The sequence below is a fragment of the Pseudonocardia sp. WMMC193 genome, from assembly GCF_021728735.1.
In the GTDB taxonomy this organism is placed as follows: Bacteria; Actinomycetota; Actinomycetes; order Mycobacteriales; family Pseudonocardiaceae; genus Pseudonocardia; species Pseudonocardia oroxyli.
The window spans coordinates 2,778,629-2,797,503 of the sequence record NZ_JAKKDO010000003.1; the positions used below are offsets into that span (position 1 = coordinate 2,778,629).

Genomic DNA, 18,875 nt, shown 5'->3' on the forward strand with positions numbered 1-18,875 from the left:
AACGAGGGAGGACGACGGTGTCGGACGAGCAGACCGGACCGGAGGACGGCACCACGGCCGACGGGGACCCCACCCCGGCGCCCGACGCCGGCACGCAGGTGACCGCCGAGCAGGCCCCGGGGCCCGCGGGGGCGAGCACCCCGGACGAGCGGCAGGCACCGGAGCAGGCCACGGATCCGGCACCGCCTGCAACGCAGGCGGAGCCGGTCGCGCCGCGCCCCGCCGCGCCGCGCCCCGGCCCGCCGAGGCCCGGCCCCCGCCCCGGCCCGCCGCCCGGCGGCGCCCGCCCGGCCGCGCCGGCGCCGAGCGCCTCGCCCGTCCCGGCGGCCGCCCCCGTCGAGCCCTCCCCGGTCTCCGCGGCGTCGGAGGACCCCCGCCGCTGGGGTCGGGTGGACGCCGAGGGCGTGGTCTTCCTGCGCACCGCCGAGGGCGAGCGGGAGATCGGCTCCTGGCAGGCGGGCGCTCCCGACGAGGGCCTGGCCCACTTCGCCCGCCGGTTCGACGACCTGCTCGCCGAGACCGAGCTCCTCGTCACCCGGCTCGCGACCGGCGGCGGCGACCCCAAGCACGCCCTGACCGGCGCCAAGGCCTTGCGTGACGGCCTCGACACCGCGGCCGTGCTCGGAGACGTCGAGGGCCTGCGCAAGCGGCTCGACGAGCTCGTCGGCATGGCGTCCGACGCCGTCGAGGCCGCGAAGGACGCCCGCGACCAGCACCGCCAGGCCGCCGTCGCCCGCAAGGAGGAGCTCGCCGCCGAGGCCGAGGCCATGGCGAACGAGTCCACCCAGTGGAAGCAGGCGGGCGACCGCTACAAGGCGATCCTCGACGAGTGGCGCGCCATCAAGGGCATCGACCGCAAGACCGACGAGGCGCTGTGGAAGCGCTTCTCCCGGGCCCGGGAGGCGTTCAACCGCCGCCGCGGCTCGCACTTCGCCGACCTCGACCGCCAGCGCGGGGCCGCGAAGGCCCGCAAGGAGGAGCTGGTCGCCGAGGCCGAGGCCCTGTCGTCGTCGGACGACTGGGGGCCCACCGCCGCGCGCTTCCGCGACCTGATGACCGAGTGGAAGGCGGCCGGGCGCGCGCAGAAGGACACGGACGACGCGCTCTGGCACCGCTTCCGCGGCGCCCAGGACGCGTTCTTCCAGCGGCGCAGCTCGATGTTCGCCGAGCGGGACGAGGAGTTCGAGGCCAACGCCGCCGCGAAGCGGGCGCTGCTGGCCGAGGCCGAGAAGATCGACACCGCGGACGCCGACGCCGCCCGGGCCGCGCTGCGCGGCATCCAGGAGCGGTGGGAGGAGATCGGCAAGGTCCCGCGGGACGACATCCGACCCCTCGAGCAGCGGCTGCGCGCGGTCGAGGACGCGGTCAAGCAGGCCGCCGAGCGCGAGTGGCGGCGCACGGACCCGGAGACCGAGGCGCGGGTGGCCCAGTTCCGCGAGCGCGTGGAGCAGTTCGAGGCGCAGGCCGAGAAGGCCCGGGCGGCCGGGAACGCGCGGAAGGCGAAGGAGGCCGAGGACCAGGCCGCGCAGTGGCGCGAGTGGCTCGAGGCCGCGCAGCAGTCGGCCGAGAACCTCTGACGCTCAGCCGCGCTGCAGCGCGATCTTCGCCCAGGTGAAGGTCAGGACGGCCACCGCGACCGCGGCCAGGATCAGCCCGGGGCCGGGGCCCACCACGCCCTCCAGCGCGCCGGACTGACGGGTCCAGATCGCCCACACGCCCGTCACGGTCGAGATGCCGCAGCCCACGGCGGCCGTGAACGCGATCGCCCACAGGCGTGTGGTCAGCGCCAGCACGGACGCGACCAGCCCGAACACGGTGGCCGTGATCGTGAACAGCCGCGGGAGCGGGCCGAGGTTCTCGACCCCGACCAGCAGCTGCCAGCCCGTCGTCGACCCGACCCAGGGCAGCAGCAAGCCACCGACGACGGCGAGCACCCCCACCGCCGCGACCAGCGCCGCCACGCCGGGGTCGATCCGCCGTTCCACCCGCCGCGCGACGCCGGCGAGCTCGGTCTCGAGCGCGGACAGGTCCGTGCCGTTCCCGGAGCCGCCGTTCCCCGAGCCGCCGTTCGAGCCGCGCTCCCAGGGTGCCTTGTCGTTCATCCCCGAACCCCACATCCCGCTGCCACCGGCTCGGCGGCAGGCTTCCCGAACCCCGGCAGCCCCAACCCGGTCGGCGCGCCGCCGGGCCGCTGTCCCGCCTCGTGCGCGTCTCCCGCCCGCGTGCGGCGGTGGGTGTGCACCCCGCCGTCGGACACCAGGTGGTGCGGCGCGCCGTAGTCGATCGTCACGGTGACCAGGTCGCCCGGTCGGGGTGTCGCGGTCCCCGGCGCGAAGTGCACCAGCCTGCCGTCCCGTGCGCGGCCGCTCATCCGGCGGGTCGCGCCGTCCTTGCGGCCCTCGCCGGTGGCCACCAGCACCTCGACGGTGCTGCCCTCGAGCCTGCGGTTCTCCGCCCAGGAGATCTCCTCCTGCAGGGCGACGAGCCGTTCGTAGCGTTCCTGCACGACCGCCTTGGGCAGCTGGTCGGGCAGGTCCGCGGCGGGCGTGCCCGGCCGCGGGGAGTACTGGAACGTGAAGGCCTGGGCGAACCGGGCGCGGCGCACGACGTCGAGGGTCGCGGCGAAGTCCTCCTCGGTCTCCCCCGGGAACCCGACGATGATGTCGGTGGAGACCGCCGCGTCCGGGATCGAGGCCCGGACCTCGTCGAGGATGTCCAGGAAGCGCGACGAGCGGTACGACCGGCGCATGGCCCGCAGCACCCGGTCCGACCCGGACTGCAGCGGCATGTGCAGCTGCGGGCAGACGTTCGGGGTCTCGGCCATCGCGGCGATCACGTCGGAGGTGAAGTCCCGCGGGTGCGGCGAGGTGAACCGGACCCGCTCGAGCCCCTCGACCTCGCCGCAGGCGCGCAGCAGCTTCGCGAACGCCTGCCGGTCGCCGAACTCGGAGCCGTAGGCGTTCACGTTCTGCCCGAGCAGGGTCACCTCGAGCACGCCGTCCGCGGCGAGCGCCTGCACCTCGGCGAGGATGTCGCCGGGGCGCCGGTCGCGCTCCTTGCCGCGCAGCGACGGCACGATGCAGAACGTGCAGGTGTTGTTGCAGCCCACCGAGATCGAGACCCAGCCGGCGTAGGCGGAGTCGCGGCGGGCGGGCAGTGTGGAGGGGAAGACCTCCAGCGACTCGAGGATCTCCACCTCGGCGGCGGCGTTGTGCCGGGCGCGCTCCAATAGGGTGGGCAGCGACCCGACGTTGTGCGTCCCGAACACCACGTCGACCCACGGGGCGCGCCGGGTGATGGTCTCGCGGTCCTTCTGCGCCAGGCAGCCGCCGACGGCGATCTGCATGTCCGGGTTCGCGTCCTTGGCAGGCCGCAGGTGCCCGAGGTTGCCGTACAGCTTGTTGTCCGCGTTCTCCCGCACCGCGCAGGTGTTGAACACGACCACGTCCGCGGTGCCGGGGTCCTCCGCGCGCGCATAGCCCGCCGACTCGAGCAGGCCTGCCATGCGCTCGGAGTCGTGCACGTTCATCTGGCACCCGTAGGTGCGGATGGTGTAGCTGCGGGTCACCCCACGAGGGTAGGCCCCGCGAGGGGAGGCCACGGCACCGACCGTCGGCACCGACCGTCGGCACCGGGATGACGGCGGGGGTGCGGGTCCGGGAGGATGCCGCCATGCACCTGGACCGCCGGACGGCGCTGCGCGTCCTGGCGGGCCTGGCGGTCCCGGCGCTCGTCGGCCCGCTCGCCGGCTGCGGCCTGCCCTACGACGGCAGGCGGCTCACGATCGCCGCAGGCGTCGGCGCGGGCGTCTACTACCGGCTCGGGGGCACGCTCGCCGCGATCTGGTCCGAGCAGCTCGGCGCCACCCCCGAGGTGCTGACCACGGCGGGCTCCGTCGACAACTTGGACCGGCTCGCGGCGGGCACCGCGGACGTGGCGTTCAGCCAGGTCGACACGGCGGCGGAGCGGCTGGCGGTGGACGCGCCGGGCGATCCGCGCTCCCCGCGCGCCCTGGCCCGGATCTACGACGACGCGGTCCACGTCGTCGTCCGGCGGGACTCGCCCGCCCGGCGGCTGGTCGACCTGCGCGGGCTGGCCGTGGCCGTCGGCACGCCGATCTCGGGCTACTACGAGATCGCCCGACGCCTGCTGCGCACCGCGGGCATCGACCCCGACCACGGCGTCGAGGTCCGGCAGCTGGGCCTGGCGGACTCCATCGCCGCCCTGCGGGACGGGACCGTCGACGCGTTCTTCTGGTCCGGCGGGCTCCCCACCTCGGGCATCACCGATCTCGCCGCGGCGCTGCCGATCCGGCTGCTGGACCTCACCGACGTCCTGGAGGACGTCCGCAAGGCCTACCCCGTCTACTCCCCCGGGACCGTGCCCGCGTCCGCCTACGGGATCGGGGAGCCGGTGGCGACGCTGTTCGTCCGGAACTTCCTGCTGGTCCCCGCCGGGACGGACGACGACCTGGCCGCCGCACTGGTCCAGACGATGTTCGCCGGTCAGGCGCGCCTCGCCGCCGCCAGCCCGGCCGCGCTGACCATCGACGCGCGCTCCGCGATCGGCACCCAGCCCGTCCCGCTGCACCCCGGCGCGGAGCGGTTCTACCGCGCGGGCAAGGTCGCCTAGTCGCCTAGCCGCCTCGTGCCCGTCATCAACCGTGCGTGGCGCAACGAGCAGGTTACCCACCGGCGTGGGGCCAGAAACACCGCGATCCGAGCATTGCCGAGCCCACCCTGATGGAGGTACCCGTGACGCTCGGTGTTCAGCTCGGTGTTCCACATCCCGCGGACCCGCGGACGTCCGCCCACGCGGGCGCCGCGGAGGACTCCGCTCCGGCGGCCCCCGAGGGCGCGCTGCTGGAGATCGACGACCTCACCGTGAGCTACGGCAGCGGCGCGTCCGCGGTGGTCGCGGTGAACGCGGTCTCCGCCCGGGTCGCCCGCGGCGAGCGGATCGCCGTCGTGGGCGAGTCGGGGTCGGGCAAGACCACCCTGGCGCTGGCGATCGCCGGATTCCTCGATCCCGCGGTCACCGTCTCGGGGTCCGTCCGGTTCGACGGTCGGGACCTGGGGCGGGCAGGCGGCGGCAGACGGCCGCGGCTGCCTCCGCGCACGCCGGGGGTCTCGATGATGTTCCAGGACGCGATGACCTCGCTGGACCCCGTCTGGAGCGTGGGCAGCCAGCTCGCGGACGTCCTGCGGACCAACACCGGGTGCAGCCGCCGGGAGGCCCGGGTGGCGGCGGGCGACTGGGTGACCCGGGTGGGGCTGCGCGACACCGCGCGCGTCCTCGCGGCCCGCCCCTACGAGCTGTCCGGCGGCATGCGCCAACGGGTGATGCTGGCGTTGGCGCTCGCGGGCCGACCGCGCCTGGTGATCGCCGACGAGCCCACCAGCGCGCTCGACGCCTCCACCGCCCGCGCGGCGATGGACCTGCTCACCGAGCTCACCATGGAGCTCGGCACGGCGGTGATCATGGTCAGCCACGACATCCACCTGTGCGCCGAGTACTCCGATCGCACCCTGGTGATGTATCGCGGCGACCTGGTCGGAGACGGCCCGTCGGACCGGCTCGACCGCCCGGACGCCCACCCGTACGTGCGCGGCCTGCTGCGCTGCGTGCCCACCCTCGGCGACGTCGAGGCGGACCTGCTGCCCACGCTGGAACAGTTCGTCGGTTCGGCGGCCCCGGCATGAGCACACCCACCCCACCCGACGAGGGTCCCGGCCACGGCGAGCTGCGCGCCCGGGACGTGGTCCGCACCTTCGGCGGCGCCCACGGCGTGCGCGCGGTCGACGAGGTGACCGCGCGGTTCTCGTTCGGCGTGCGGACCGGGATCGTCGGGGAGTCCGGCTCGGGCAAGTCGACGCTCGGCCGGATGCTGGTCGGCCTGGACCGCCCCACCTCCGGCGCCGTCGAGTACCGCGGGCTGGACCTGTCGACCGTGCTGGGCACCCGCCCCGGCCGCTCCGGGTTCCGCCGCGAGGTGCAGTACATCGGCCAGGACACCACCGGTTCCTTCGACCCTCGGCACACCCTGCGCCACGCGGTGACCACGTCGGCCCGCAGGCTGCTGACGGTCTCGCGGGAGGAGGCCGAGGAGCTGACCGAGCAGGTGCTCGCGCGGCTGGGGCTCGCCCCGGCCATGGCCGACCGCAGGCCCGACCAGGTGTCCGGGGGGCAGCGGCAGCGGTTCGCGATCGCCCGCGCCCTCGTCGCCCGGCCGCGCATGCTGGTCTGCGACGAGGTCGTCTCCGCCCTGGACGTCTCGGTCCAGGGGGCGATCCTCAACCTGCTGAAGTCCGAGAGCGCGGCCGCGGGCACCGGGCTGGTGTTCATCTCCCACGGCCTGCCCGCGACGGCGTTCCTGTGCGACGAGATCGTGGTGATGCACCGCGGCCGGATCGTCGAGCACGGCCCGGCGACGCGGCTCGTGCACGCTCCCGAACACCCCTACACCCGCACCCTGCTCGCGGCGCACCCCCAGCGGGCGGTGGCCTCGTGACCGCCGCCGCGCCCCCCACGGCGCCCTCCACAGCGCCCCCTGCGGCGCCCCCCGCCGCCCCGCTCGCCCCGCTCGTCGCCGTCGTGCGCCGGAACCGGTGGTGGCTCGGCAGGCTGGCCGTGCTCCCGGTGCACCTGCTGGTGTTCACCGCGGTCAGCTTCCTGCTGATCCGCTCCATCCCCGGCGACCCGGTCCGCGCCAAGCTCGGCCAGCAGTACGACGATGCCGCCTACGCCAAGATGCAGACGGCGATGGGGCTCGACGGGTCCCTGTTCGACCAGCTCGGCCGCTACCTGTCCCAGCTGGCCCGGCTGGATCTCGGCACCTCGCTCGCCACCGGGGCGCCGGTGGCCACCGAGCTCGGCCAGCGGCTCTTCGGGACCGTGGAGCTCGCCCTGATGGGTCTCGGTGCGACGGTCCTGCTCAGCCTCGTCGCCTCGTACGTGGCGGTGTGGCACCCGCACAACCCGGTGTCCCGGGTGATCACCGCGTACGCCAGGGCGGCGGGCGCGGTGCCCGAGTACGTGCTGGCCGTCGCCGGGCTCCTCGTGTTCTACACCGCGCTGCACGTGGTGCCCGCGCCGTTGGGCAGGCTCGATGCGGGCCTGGTCCCCCCGAACGTGATCACCGGTTTCCCGTTCCTGGACACGATCCTGCAGACCTACTGGGCGGCGACCTGGTCGATGGCCCGGCACCTGGCCCTGCCGGTCCTGGTGATGGCCCTGGCCCAGTCACCGATCCTGATCAAGCTGCTGGTGTCGTCGCTCGGCGAGTCGATCGACGCCGCACCGACCCGGTTCCGGATCGCCTCCGGGGCGAGCCGGATCGGGGTGGTCCTGTCGGTGTACCGCCGCGCCCTGCCACCCGCGGTCGCGATGTGCGGCACGCTCTTCGGCTACCTGCTCGGCGGGGCGGTGGTCCTGGAGACCCTGTTCGGCTTCGCGGGCATGGGCACCTACGCCGTCGACGCCGTGACCGCGTCGGACTACGTCGCCCTGCAGGGCTTCCTGATGGTCATCGCCACGATGGCGCTGCTGGTCTTCCTGGTGGTCGACCTGTGCAACATGGTCATCGACCCGCGGCGGCGTCCCGGTTCCCGAGTGGAGGCATGATGTCGGCCCCGACCGCCGCCCCCCGTCCGTCCGTCGCGCGCCCGCTGCTGTCCCGCCGGACGGCGGCGCTGGTGCCGCTCGCCCTGGTGGTGCTCGTCGCCGTCGTCGGGCCGTTCGTGGTCCCGTTCGACCCCGAGCGGGTGATCGGCCCGGTCTCCCAGCCGCCCGGCGCGCCGTACCTCTTCGGCACCGACTCCGCGGGCCTCGACGTGTTCTCCCGCACGATCGCCGCCGCCCGGACCAACCTGCTCATCGCCCTCGGCACGACCGTCGGCGCCACCCTGATCGGCCTCGTCCTCGGGCTGACGATCGGGATGAGCGAGTCCGGACGCGGGGCGCGGGCCGCGGTGGCCCGCGGGTCCGCCCGCATCGTGGACCTGGTGGAGGCCGTTCCCGCCGTGCTGGCCGGGCTGATCGTGGTGTCCTTCTACGGGGCCACCGGACTCACCCTGACCGTGGCCATGTCGGTGATCCTGTGCCCCGTCCAGGTCCGGCTGGTGCGCACGGAGGTGCTCCGGGTCCGCGGTGAGGCCTACCTCGACGCCGCCCGGATGCAGGACATGAGCGAGTGGGAGCTGACCCTGCGCCACGTCCTGCCGAACGCGTCGCGGCCCGCGCTGCAGAACACCTCGGTGATCTTCGCGGTGAGTGTCATCCTCACCGCCGCGCTGGGGTTCATCGGCGTCGGGCTCCCGCCGCCCACCCCGGAGTGGGGCTCGATGCTCACCCGCGGGGTGAGCGACGCGCTGACCGGGCGGTGGTGGTCCGCCGCGTTCCCGGCGGCCGCCCTGGCCGCGACGGTGGCGTCGGTCTCCCTCGCCTCCCGGACCTTCTTCGAGCGACCGACCCGCTAGCGGGTGGGCGGTGGTCCGCCGGGGGCGGACCGAACAGACGACACGGCGACAGTGAGGGTGAAGCATGTTCCACATGGGCTGGTTCCTCAGCTACCAGGTGCAGTCCTGGAACGGTCGATGGTCGGGTCGGGGTGCGACGGAGTGGACGCAACCGGAGCTCTACGTCGACATGGCGCGCTCCCTCGAACGCGCGGGGTTCGACTACCTGATGTTCGAGGACGGCTCGTTCGTCTCGGACGCCTACGGGAGCTCGATGGACTACGCGCTGCGCACCGCCCGGCTGGCGCCCAAGCACGACCCCATCCCGCTGGTCGCCGCCGTGGCCGCGCAGACCCGCAACATCGGGCTGATCGCGACCGTGACCACGACGTTCTATCCGCCCTTCCTCGCGGCCCGACTGTTCAGCACCCTCGATCACCTCTCCGCCGGGCGCATCGGGGCGAACCTGGTCACCTCGCACAACGTCCGCACCGCGCAGAACTACGGACTGCGCGAGCAGATCGAGCACGACGAGCGCTACGCGATGGCCGACGAGTGGGTCGAGGTCTGCAACCGGCTGTGGGCGTCCTGGGAGCCGGACGCGGTCCGCGCCGACCCCGACGCGGGGATCTACGCCGACCACACCAAGGTCCATCCGATCGACTTCGAGGGCAAGTACTTCCGCAGCCGCGGACCGCTCACCACGATCCCCGGCCCGCAGGGCAGGCCCGTGCTCTGCCAGGCGGGCGGGTCAGCGGCGGGCAAGGAGTTCGGGGCCAAGCACGCCGACACGATCATCGCCCAGGTCACCACGGTCGAGGAGATGAAGGCCTACCGGGAGGACGTCTCCGCGCTCGCCGTCGCGGCCGGTCGCCGCCCCGAGGACGTCAAGGTGCTGTTCATCTGCAGCTTCGCCCTGACCGACAGCGCCGAGCAGGCCGCCGAGCTGCGCCGCGCACAGTCCGCCGCGGTGGCCGCCAACGTGGAGGCGAACCTGGCGATGATGTCGTTCGCCTCCGGCCAGGACTTCTCCCGGTTCGACCTCGACGCCCCGGTCCCCCGGGTCCAGACGAACGCGGCGAAGTCCACCCTGGCGTGGCTCACCGAGGGCCACCCGGAGGGCACGACGCTGCGCGAGATCGCCTCGCGCCCGCTGCCGGTCCTGTCGTTCACCGGCACCCCGGACGCGGTCGCCGCCGAGATGGGCGAGCTGGTCGCGGAGTCCGGCGCGGACGGGTACCTGGTCTCGGGTCGGGTCGACCGGCGGTTCATCGCCGAGATCGCGGACGGCCTCGCGCCCGAGCTGCGCAGGCGCGGCCTGATCCGGGACGGCTACGCCTTCCCCACCCTGCGCGAGAACCTGCTCGCCTTCTAGCCGACCCGCCCGTCGAGGAGCGCCATGTCCGTCACCGTCACCACCACCGTCACCCGTAAGTCCTATGTGGATTCCCGACACGGCCAGGTGCACCTGCGCACGGCGGGGCCGCAGGACGGCTCCCCGGTCCTGCTGCTCCACCAGGTCCCCAGCTCGTCGGCGATGTGGTCGGCGCTGCTGGGGCCACTCGCCGAGCGCGGCCACCGCGTCGTCGCGATGGACCTGCCCGGCTACGGCGCGTCCGACCCGGTCACGCCCGTCCCCTCGGCGGCCGGGCTCGGCGACTACGCGGACGCCGCGCTGGACGTCCTGGACGCCCTCGGCATCGACGCGGCGCACGTGCTCGGCCACCACACCGGCGCCTCGGTCGGGCTCACCCTGGCCGCGACCAGCCCCGACCGGGTCCGCTCGCTCGCCATGTGGGGCATCCCGGTGCTCTCCGCCGAGTTCGCCCGCGAGCTCGCGACGGAGCCGCCGCCGGTCTGGGGCCCGGACTTCATCGACGACGTGGACGCCTGGTGGCGCAACCGCGTCGCACACACGGCCGGGCCGGTGCTGGGCCCGGTCATGGCGCGGTCGCTCACCGAGATGCTGCAGTGCGCCGAGCACCGCCCCGACGGGCACAACGCGGTCGGCCGCACGGACCACCTCGCCCTGCTCGCCGCGGTCCGCATCCCCGTCCTCGGCCTGACCGGGGCCCGGGAGATGCTCGACGGCGAGACCCGCGCCGTCGCCGCCTCCCATCCGGACACCGTCCTGCTCGCGGACCTCGGCGACGTCGGCATGGACGTCGCCGACGAGGCGCCCGAGCTGCTCGCGGACGTCGTGTCCGCCCATTTCGCCCGGACCGACTGATTCTCCGGCGGACCCGCACCCACCCCCACCCCAGGAAGGACCGACCATGCTCCCGCCCCCGGATCACGCCGCGCAGGATCCCCGTCCCGCCCGCGGACGGCGCCGACGCAGACTGACCGCCGCCGTGGCGGCCCTCGTCGGGCTCGCCCTCGCCGCGGCCTGTTCCGCGCCGCCGCAGGGGGCCACCGGCGACGACGGCTCCACCGTCGTCGTGGTGACCCCCGACCAGGCGACCCAGGTCTCCTTCGACGCAGGCTGGTCCTCCTCGCTGGACTTCATGGACCTGTCGCTGGCGCTGAACGAGACGCTCATCCGCAAGCCCTACGTCGCCACCGACCAGGCGGGGGTGGTCAAGCAGGACCTCTACACGTTCGAGGGCCGCCTCGCCGAGTCCTACGACGTCTCCCCGGACGGCAAGACCGTCACCTTCCACCTGCGCAAGGGGGTGATGAGCGAGCACGGGAACGAGCTCACCGCGGACGACGTCATCTGGTCCTACGAGCGCAAGTTCGGCTCCCCGACCTCGGTCACCCCCTACGTCGTGGCCCCGGCCCTGACCGACCCCGCGAAGCAGTTCACGAAGGTGGACCAGTACACCGTCTCGGTCACCGTGCCGAGCGCGGGCGACACGTTCACCCTGCTGTCCACCATGGCCGACATCACCGGCCAGATCTACGACTCCACCTACCTCAAGCAGCACGTCACGGCGGACGACCCCTGGGCCACGAAGTACTCCAGCGGCCGCTTCGACTTCGGCTTCGGCCCCTACCGGGTGGAGAGCCAGACCGCGGGCACCGAGACCGTGCTGACCGCGAACCCCACCTACGCCCTCGGCGAGCCGAAGGTGAAGCGGATCATCCGGCGGGTGGTGGCCGACCCGGCCAACCGGGCGAGCGCCCTGCGCTCCGGGGACGCCGACATCGCCCTCGGGCTGCGCGCCTCGGACCAGACCGACCTGGCCGCGGACTCGTCGGTGGTCGTGCCCCAGCTGTCCGCCAACAACTTCATCTCGGTCTCCCTGACCACCAGCCAGGCGCCCTTCACCGACGAGTCCGTCCGGCAGGCGTTCGCGTATGCGATCGACTACGACCAGATCGTGTCGCAGGCGTTCAAGGACCGCGCCGAGGTGACCAACTCGTTCCTGTCACCCGACGCCCCCGGCTACACCGGGGCCGGGCTGCCGAAGTGGACCTACGACCCCGCCAAGGCGAAGCAGCTGCTGGCGGCCGCGGGCTACCCGAACGGGGTCGACGTCGCGCTCACCGTGAACAACTCGATGCCGGGCATGGAGGACGCGGCGGTGGCGATCCAGAGTGCGGCCGCCGACGCGGGCTTCCGGATCACGGTCGACTCGCTGCCGCCGGTCCAGTACTCGGACAAGGTGCAGACCTGGAAGGCGCAGGCCTCGCTGAACTCCGGGTCGGCGATCTCCCTCTCCCCGCCCTACGAGCTGCTGCTGGGGACCACCAAGGGATCGAGCACCAACCTGGCCAACTGGTCCGACGACTCGTTCTACGCCACGGTGAACTCCGGTGTGCAGGCCGGTGACGCGCTCAGCGCCGCCGCGGGCACCTACTGGAACGCCGCGGAACGGATCTGGCTCGGCTCGGCCTCGACGGTGTACATCGCCAAGACCAAGCCGACGACGGCGATGCGCACCACCCTGTCCGGGTTGACCTGGCGCACCGACAGCGCCGTCGACTACACGGCGCTCAACCCCGCCTGACCCCGGTGCGGGGCGGTGGACCCCACCGCCCCGCACCGCTCAGGACTCCTCCAGCACCACGCGGTCGGCCCGGTAGTGCACGTAGACGATCACCCGCACCACCCCGGCGACGTCCCGCAGCCGGATCTCCCGCAGGAGCACCGGCGCCCCGACCGTCAGCCCCAGCAGCCGCGCGGTCCGTTCCTCGCACCGCACGGCCTGCGAGCTCAGCTCGGCGGGCCCCGGCTCGGTGCCGAACAGCTCGGTGAAGGCCTCCTGCAGGGTCCAGAAGTCGCCGTGCAGGTTGAGCGTGTCCCAGCCGCTGTTCAACACGTCCGGCCGATCCGTGGCGTGGTAGCTCGACACGACGTAGAGCGGCTCGCCGTGCAGGGTGCCCAGCTGCTCGATGAGCACCACCCGTTGCCCGGGCGACCCGATGACCCCGCGCAGCACCTCACCGGGCTCGACCTCACGGCGCTCGATGACCGCGGTGCGCAGGCCGCTCCCCGGGGCGATGAGCTCCGGGGGGATCAGCTGGTCGGCGGGCACGACCAGCAGGGCCTCGCCGGAGGGGCCGGTGGACTCGGCCGAGACGGCCCAGAGCTCGTCCAGCTCGTCCCGGGCGGCCCCCGGCACGGGACCCTCCCGAGGTGTCGACGCAGGTCCGCGATCGACGTTCACCGCCGTGTACTCCTCTCCGTTCGGGCTCCCTCCCCGGGACGCTAGCCACTGAGCCCGCCCCCGGTGTGACGGTGGTGTTTCCGGGTGCAGCGATCCGTTTGCGCCGGCCGGGTGCCCCCTGGCCCTGCGGGCCCGCGCCGACGACCATGGCGGGGTACGCGTCCCCGCCGGGTCCCGCGTACGGACAGCGGCGTCCCCCATACCCGCCCGGACCAGGGGAGGACCGCGTGAGACCCCGTGAGATCGACCGGCGCCGGGCCGAGCACCGCAGACTGCGGGCCGCTGCCCGCCAGCAGCACGAGTCGAGCCCACACCGGGCCTACGCCCGGCTGCGCGTCTCGCTGCGGGACTGGCCCGACGCCCGGCCCCAGCTCGTGGAGGAGGAGCTGGTGGCGGGCTACGGGTTCAGCCGCAACTCGATCCGCCGCGCCCTGCAGATGCTGGCCGAGGACGGGCTGGTCAGCCGGGCGCCCCGGTTCGGGACGGTCGTGGCGCACCGGGTGCTGGACCTCGATCTCGAGCCCCGGACCACGGCGGGCGGCGAGCCGTGGGTCGTCGAGACCGTCCGCCACGTCGGGGAGCACCTGTCGGCCCCCGGCCCGCAGCAGGCCCGCTTCGCCGTCGTCGAGGAGCTGGGGCGCACCGACGTGCCGCTGTTCGTGCGGACCCGCTACCAGCGTCTCGACGGTCCCGCCGACCCCACGGCCCGCGGGGGGCACCCGGACACCGTCGCCCGCTCCCGGGTCCGTGCGGTCGCCTGCCCCGCCGCGCTCGCCCGGCTGCTGGAGATCGAGCCCGGCAGCCCGCTGCTGATCGGCACGACGGTGCGCAGCGACGCACACGGGCCGGTGGAGATCGTGCACAGCGCGTTCCGCGGGGACCGCGTGATGCTGCGCGCCTGAGGCCGCCGCCCGGGGACGCCCCGCCCCGGCGGTCCGCGCAATCAGCCGGAAACCGAGCGCGCGCCCGCCCGGAACGTCCGCGCGGTTCGCTGCGGCTCGACGCTTCCGCGCGACACGGCGCGTTCCGCAGAGGAGGACCGATGTTCCACATGGGCTGGTTCGGCAACGTCTCGGTGCAGAACTGGGCCCGCGCAGCCGCACCTGGGGCGGCGCGCCGGGCACCGGTTGGGTCGGCCCCGAGCTCTACGTCGACGTGGCCAGGTCGCTCGAGCGGGCCTGCTTCGACTACCTCGTGTTCGAGGACTCGCTGCAGGTGAGCGACACCTACGGCGGGTCGCGGGACTACGCGCTGCGCGCGGCGTTCAGCGCGCCGGAGCACGACCCGCTCCCCTACCTCCCGGTGATCGCGGACGCGACGTCCCACATCGGGCTGGTCGGGACGGTCTCGACCTCGTTCTACCCCCCGTTCCTGGCCGCCCGGCTCGCGGTCACCCTCGACCACGTCACCCGTGGACGGGCCGGGATCAACCTGGTCACCTCCAGCACCCACCAGGCCGCGCGCAACTTCGGCCAGGACCGCCACGCGGACCACGACGACCGCTATGCGCGCGCCGACGAGTGGATCCGGCTGGTCCGGGCGCTGTGGGAGTCCTGGGAGCCCGACGCGGTGGTCCCCGACCGCTTCGCCGAGGTCTACGCCGACCACACCAAGGTCCACCGGGTGGACTTCGAGGGCCGGTTCTTCCGCTCCCGCGGCCCGCTGAACACCGTGCCCGGCCCGCAGTACCGACCCGTGGTGTGCCAGGCGGGCGGATCGGCGGCGGGCCGCGACCTGGGGGCCGCCCACGCCGACACCGTGATCGCCCTCGTCCAGGGCGTGGAGGCGATGAAGGCCTACCGGGCGGACGTCCGGGCGCGGGCGGCGGCGACCGGGCGCGACCCGGACTCGGTGAAGGTGCTGTTCATCGTCAGCCCCACCTTCGGCGACACCGACGCCGACGCCTGGCAGCGGCGGGCCGCCGCCGACGCCGCCCAGGCCGCCGACCCGACGTTCCTGCTGGCGAGCATGTCGTACTTCTCCGGGATCGACTTCGCCGCGTTCGACCCCGATCTCCCGCTGCCCGCCGACCTCGTCACGAACGGCCACCAGAGCACGATGGCGGACTTCTTCGCCGCCGCGGCGGACCGGCCGCTGCGCGAGGCCGCCGGAGCGTACCGGCTGGTGGAGTCGGTCCGACTGGTCGGCACCCCGGACTCGGTCGCCGCGCAGATGGGCGAGGTCATGGCCGAGGTCGGCGGCGACGGGTTCCTCGTCACCGGACCGGTCGACCGGCACTACGTCGCCGAGGTCGCCGACGGCCTCGGCCCCGAGCTCGCCCGCCGCGGGCTGATCCGCGACGGCTACACCGGCACCACCCTCCGCGACCACCTCCTGGAGTACTGACGTGTTCCATCTCGGGATCTTCTCCAGCATCGCCCCCTACACCTGGCGCAGCCCGTATGCGGGGCGCGCCCGCACCGAGTGGACCGACCCGCGCTACTACGCCGAGGTCGCGGAGTCCCTCGAGCGGGGCGGGTTCGACGCGATCGTGTTCGAGGACTCCTCCCAGGTCGTCGACACCTACCAGGGCACCATGGAGTACGGGCTGCGGACCGGCACCGCGGCCCCCAAGCTGGACCCCGTCTGCTACGCCGGGGTGATCGCCCGGCGGACCCGGCACATCGGGATCATCCCGACGGTGGCGACGACCTTCTACCCGCCCTTCCTGCTCGCCCGGCTGATGGCCACGCTCGACCACCTCACGGGCGGCCGCGTCGGCGCCAACCTGGTGACCGGCAGCACCCACCTGGCCGCGCAGAACTACGGGCTGGACCGGCAGGTCGAGCACGAGCGCTACGCGATGGCGGACGAGTGGGCCGAGCTGGTGCGCGCGCTGTGGGGCTCCTGGGAGCCGGACGCGATCGTCGCCGACAGCGCGCGCCGGATGTTCGCCGACCCGGCGAAGGTGCACGCGGTGGACTTCCAGGGGCGCTGGTACCGCAGCGCCGGGCCGTTGAACACCGCGCCGTCCCCGCAGGGCAGGCCGGTCCTGTGCCAGGCGGGCGGGTCGCCTGCGGGGCGGGACTTCGCCGCGAAGCACGCGGACATCGTGGTGTCCGCGGTGCTGGGCGTCGAGGCGATGAAGGCCTACCGGGAGGACATGAGCGCGCGGATGCGGGCCGTCGGGCGCGACCCGTCGGAGCTCAAGGTGCTCTACCTCGTGCAGCCCGTGCTCGGTGAGACGGAGGCCCAGGCCAAGGACCGCAAGGCGCGCAAGGAGGCGATGAGCGACGCCGTCCTGGAGGACAACCTGTTCTGGATGTCCTACTACAGCGGCGTGGACTTCGGGGCCTTCGATCTCGACGCGCCCATGCCGGACGTCGCCGCCCGGGTCAACGGCCACCGGTCGACGATGGCCGACTACGCCACGGCGGGCGCCGGACGCACCCTGCGCGAGCTGGCGAGCACGCACAACGTCAGCGAGTCGGTCGAGCTCGTCGGCACCCCGGACTCCGTCGCCGCCCAGATGGAGGAGGTCATGGCCGAGGCGGGCGGGGACGGGTTCCTGCTCACCGGGGACCTCAGCAGGCGCCGGATCGCCGAGCTGACCGACGGGCTCTCCCCCGCGCTGCGCAGGCGTGGGCTCATCCGGGACGGCTACGACTCGCCGTACCTGCGCGACAACCTGCTGGCCTTCTGATGGGCGCGCCGTCGGCACCCGCCGTCGGGATCGCGGTGGACCCGCGAGACGTCGTCGGGTCCGCGCGCGCCGCCGAGGCGGCGGGACTGGACTTCGTCGCCACGGGCGACTCCGGGACCGAGACCTTCACCGCGGCGGCCGCGGTGGCGGTGACGACCGAGCGGATCGGGATCGTGTCGTCGATCGCCACCTGGGCGCGGACCCCGGTCACCACGGCGCACGCCGCCGCGACCGTGGCCCACCTGTCGGGCGGGCGGTACACCCTGGGCCTGGGGCCGATGCCCCGGCCCTGGGCCCGCGACTGGCACGGGATGGCGTTCGACCCGGTGCTCGCCCGGATGCGGGAGTACCTGCTCGCCACCCGGGACGCCCTCGACGCCACCCCGGAGCGGCCCACCGCGACCGTGGGCCGCTACCACCGCACCACCGGCTTCCCGGGCCCCGCGCTGCCCCGCCACGAGGTGCCGATGCTGCTGGCGGCCACCGGGCCCCGGATGACGGAGCTCGGTGCCGAGGTGGCGGACGGCCTGGTGTTCAACGGGATCCACCCGCACGCGTGGCTGTCCGGCGCGGCCACCGAGCGGATCGCGACCGGGCTGGGCCGCGCGGGCCGGGAACGCGGTGCGCTGCGGGTCGGCACGCTGCGCTACGTCGGCATCGACGACGACCCGCGGCGCGCCCGGGACCTGGTCCGCCCCGGGCTGGCCTTCTACTTCGCCGTCCCGTACTTCCGCACGCTGCTCGAGCCGTTCGGCTTCGCGGCCGAGCTGGCGGCCGGGGAGGCCGCCGTGGCGGCGGGCGACGCGGCGGCGCAGGTCGCCGCCGTCAGCGACCGGATGGTGGACGCCATCGCGCTCACCGGCACGGCGGACGAGGTCGCGGCGGGGATCGCCGGGTACGCAGGCGTCGTCGACTGGGTCGAGCTGGTGACCGCCTTCGGTCTCCCCCGGGACCGGGCGGCGGCCAACACCCGGCGGGCCCTGGAGCTGGGCCGCGCCGGGCTCGTCGGGTCGGTCAGCCGACCGCGGTGACCGCGCCGAACGTCTCCAGGATCCGCGCGGTGTGGGCCTGCCCCTCCGCGGGGGGCAGGTTCATCCCCCCGGCGAGGACCACCCAGTCCACGACCCCCTCGTACGCGCCGAGCTTCTCGCGGACCTCCCCCGGGGTGCCCGCCAGCCCGATGGCGTCCACCATCCGGTCGCTGACGGCGGCGATCTGCGCCGCGGGGTCCCCCGCCGCGACCGCGGCCTCGCCCGCGGCGAGCTCGGCCTCGAAGCCGTGGTCGGCGAGCACGGTGCGGAAGTAGGGGATCGCGAAGTAGAACCCGAGCTGCGCGCGGACCAGGTCGTAGGCCCGGCTCCGGTCGGGGTGCACCCCGACGAACCGCCCGACCCCGACGGTCCGGTCCTCGGGCGCGCGGCCCGCGGCGGCCAGGCCGTCCCGCAGCTGCGCCGCCGAGCGGGTCCGGATGTGCTCGAGCGGGACGATCGAGTTGATCATGACGCCCTCGCAGACCTCCCCGGCCAGCGTGGTCATCCGGGGCAGGGTGACCCCCAGCAGCACCGGCGGCGGCGCGGACTGGACCACGTCCCAGTTCGCGTAGCCGTGGGTCGGGAACCAGCGGCCGTCGACCGCGGTCGGGGCCTCCGAGGACGCCCGCAGGCAGGCCTGGAGCGCGATCACGTACTCGCGCATCCGGGGGACCACGGGGTCGAACTCCATGCCGTGCCAGTCCCGCACCCAGGCGCGCGGAGTGGCCCCGATACCGAGCACGAAGCGCCCCGACGACAGGTTCTGCACGGTCGACGCGGCGTGCGCCATCGTGGCCGGGCTGTGACTCCAGCCGGCGATCGAGGACACCAGGCGCACCCGTTCGGTCGCCACCGCGAGCGCGCCCATCATGGCGAACGTCTCGACCCCGTTGTCGCCCACGGTCACCATGTCGAACCCGGCCGCCTCGGCGCGGCGGGCCAGCTCGAGCTGGTCGGCGAAGCGCTCGCTCGCCCGGCCCAGCGAGATCCCGACGCCGAGCGGGCGGCCGGAGTCGGAGAAGGTACGCGGCACGACGGTCATGGGAGCCCTTTCGGGTCGGGAACCGGGGCGGCGGGGTGCCCCGCCGCCGCCGATCCTCGACAGCCCCGATGACCGGTGCGCGGCGCG

The 18,875-nt window shown here is 74.2% G+C and carries 17 protein-coding genes; 13 read left to right on the forward strand and 4 right to left on the reverse strand.

Annotated features, from left to right (window positions below; translation table 11 throughout):
• Positions 1-17 precede the first annotated feature (17 nt).
• Positions 18-1,577: a DUF349 domain-containing protein gene (locus tag L3X23_RS14550; protein WP_237192726.1), complete on the forward strand. Its 1,560-nt coding sequence runs from the start codon at positions 18-20 to the stop codon at positions 1,575-1,577.
• A 3-nt stretch (positions 1,578-1,580) separates the two neighbouring features.
• On the opposite strand, the gene L3X23_RS14555 is transcribed toward L3X23_RS14550, so the two are convergent.
• A complete protein-coding gene (locus tag L3X23_RS14555) occupies positions 1,581-2,102 on the reverse strand; it encodes a hypothetical protein (protein WP_237192727.1) in 522 nt (173 codons plus the stop codon).
• A complete protein-coding gene (gene miaB, locus L3X23_RS14560; RefSeq protein WP_237192728.1) occupies positions 2,099-3,568 on the reverse strand; it encodes a tRNA (N6-isopentenyl adenosine(37)-C2)-methylthiotransferase MiaB in 1,470 nt (489 codons plus the stop codon). The genes L3X23_RS14555 and miaB overlap by 4 nt, the downstream gene beginning before the upstream one ends.
• A gap of 104 nt (positions 3,569-3,672) precedes the next feature.
• Here miaB and L3X23_RS14565 point away from each other — a divergent pair, with 104 nt between their 5' ends.
• The 8 genes from L3X23_RS14565 to L3X23_RS14600 all read left to right on the forward strand — a co-directional run bounded on the left by L3X23_RS14565 (position 3,673) and on the right by L3X23_RS14600 (position 12,412).
• Complete coding sequence (locus tag L3X23_RS14565) at positions 3,673-4,632, forward strand: TAXI family TRAP transporter solute-binding subunit (protein WP_237192729.1); 960 nt, start codon at positions 3,673-3,675, stop codon at positions 4,630-4,632.
• Between the two features lie 122 nt (positions 4,633-4,754).
• On the forward strand, positions 4,755-5,702 hold the full coding sequence (locus tag L3X23_RS14570; RefSeq protein WP_237192730.1) for an ABC transporter ATP-binding protein: 948 nt from the start codon (positions 4,755-4,757) through the stop codon (positions 5,700-5,702).
• Positions 5,699-6,511 carry an ABC transporter ATP-binding protein gene (locus L3X23_RS14575; protein WP_237192731.1) on the forward strand — a complete coding sequence of 271 codons (813 nt, stop codon included), beginning with the start codon at positions 5,699-5,701 and terminating at the stop codon, positions 6,509-6,511. Before L3X23_RS14570 ends, L3X23_RS14575 begins: the two co-directional genes overlap by 4 nt.
• Positions 6,508-7,623, forward strand: a complete 1,116-nt coding sequence (locus tag L3X23_RS14580; RefSeq protein WP_237192732.1) for an ABC transporter permease — start codon at positions 6,508-6,510, stop codon at positions 7,621-7,623. The genes L3X23_RS14575 and L3X23_RS14580 overlap by 4 nt, the downstream gene beginning before the upstream one ends.
• Positions 7,623-8,477: an ABC transporter permease gene (locus L3X23_RS14585; protein ID WP_237192733.1), complete on the forward strand. Its 855-nt coding sequence runs from the start codon at positions 7,623-7,625 to the stop codon at positions 8,475-8,477. The genes L3X23_RS14580 and L3X23_RS14585 overlap by 1 nt, the downstream gene beginning before the upstream one ends.
• A gap of 73 nt (positions 8,478-8,550) precedes the next feature.
• Entirely contained in the window at positions 8,551-9,831 is a 1,281-nt protein-coding gene (locus L3X23_RS14590; RefSeq protein ID WP_237192734.1) for an NtaA/DmoA family FMN-dependent monooxygenase, read from the forward strand.
• A gap of 24 nt (positions 9,832-9,855) precedes the next feature.
• A complete protein-coding gene (locus L3X23_RS14595; protein ID WP_237192735.1) occupies positions 9,856-10,686 on the forward strand; it encodes an alpha/beta fold hydrolase in 831 nt (276 codons plus the stop codon).
• Between the two features lie 46 nt (positions 10,687-10,732).
• Entirely contained in the window at positions 10,733-12,412 is a 1,680-nt protein-coding gene (locus tag L3X23_RS14600; protein ID WP_237192736.1) for an ABC transporter substrate-binding protein, read from the forward strand.
• A gap of 39 nt (positions 12,413-12,451) precedes the next feature.
• Here L3X23_RS14600 and L3X23_RS14605 read toward each other — a convergent pair whose 3' ends face one another.
• Positions 12,452-13,027 (reverse strand): UTRA domain-containing protein, encoded by a 576-nt coding sequence (locus tag L3X23_RS14605; protein WP_237192737.1) that lies wholly within the window; start codon positions 13,025-13,027, stop codon positions 12,452-12,454.
• 272 nt (positions 13,028-13,299) lie between these two features.
• On the opposite strand from L3X23_RS14605, the gene L3X23_RS14610 reads away from it, so the two are divergent.
• The 4 genes from L3X23_RS14610 (at position 13,300) to L3X23_RS14625 (ending at position 17,746) form a co-directional block, all read left to right on the forward strand.
• Entirely contained in the window at positions 13,300-13,974 is a 675-nt protein-coding gene (locus L3X23_RS14610; protein ID WP_237192738.1) for a GntR family transcriptional regulator, read from the forward strand.
• A gap of 181 nt (positions 13,975-14,155) precedes the next feature.
• Positions 14,156-15,418 carry an NtaA/DmoA family FMN-dependent monooxygenase gene (locus L3X23_RS14615; protein ID WP_255734927.1) on the forward strand — a complete coding sequence of 421 codons (1,263 nt, stop codon included), beginning with the start codon at positions 14,156-14,158 and terminating at the stop codon, positions 15,416-15,418.
• 1 nt (position 15,419) lies between these two features.
• Positions 15,420-16,715 (forward strand): NtaA/DmoA family FMN-dependent monooxygenase, encoded by a 1,296-nt coding sequence (locus L3X23_RS14620; protein ID WP_237192740.1) that lies wholly within the window; start codon positions 15,420-15,422, stop codon positions 16,713-16,715.
• Entirely contained in the window at positions 16,715-17,746 is a 1,032-nt protein-coding gene (locus L3X23_RS14625) for an LLM class flavin-dependent oxidoreductase (RefSeq protein WP_237192741.1), read from the forward strand. The genes L3X23_RS14620 and L3X23_RS14625 overlap by 1 nt, the downstream gene beginning before the upstream one ends.
• Here L3X23_RS14625 and L3X23_RS14630 read toward each other — a convergent pair.
• Positions 17,730-18,779, reverse strand: a complete 1,050-nt coding sequence (locus tag L3X23_RS14630) for an LLM class flavin-dependent oxidoreductase (protein ID WP_237192742.1) — start codon at positions 18,777-18,779, stop codon at positions 17,730-17,732. The two genes, L3X23_RS14625 and L3X23_RS14630, sit on opposite strands and share 17 nt — an antisense overlap.
• Positions 18,780-18,875: the final 96 nt, after the last annotated feature.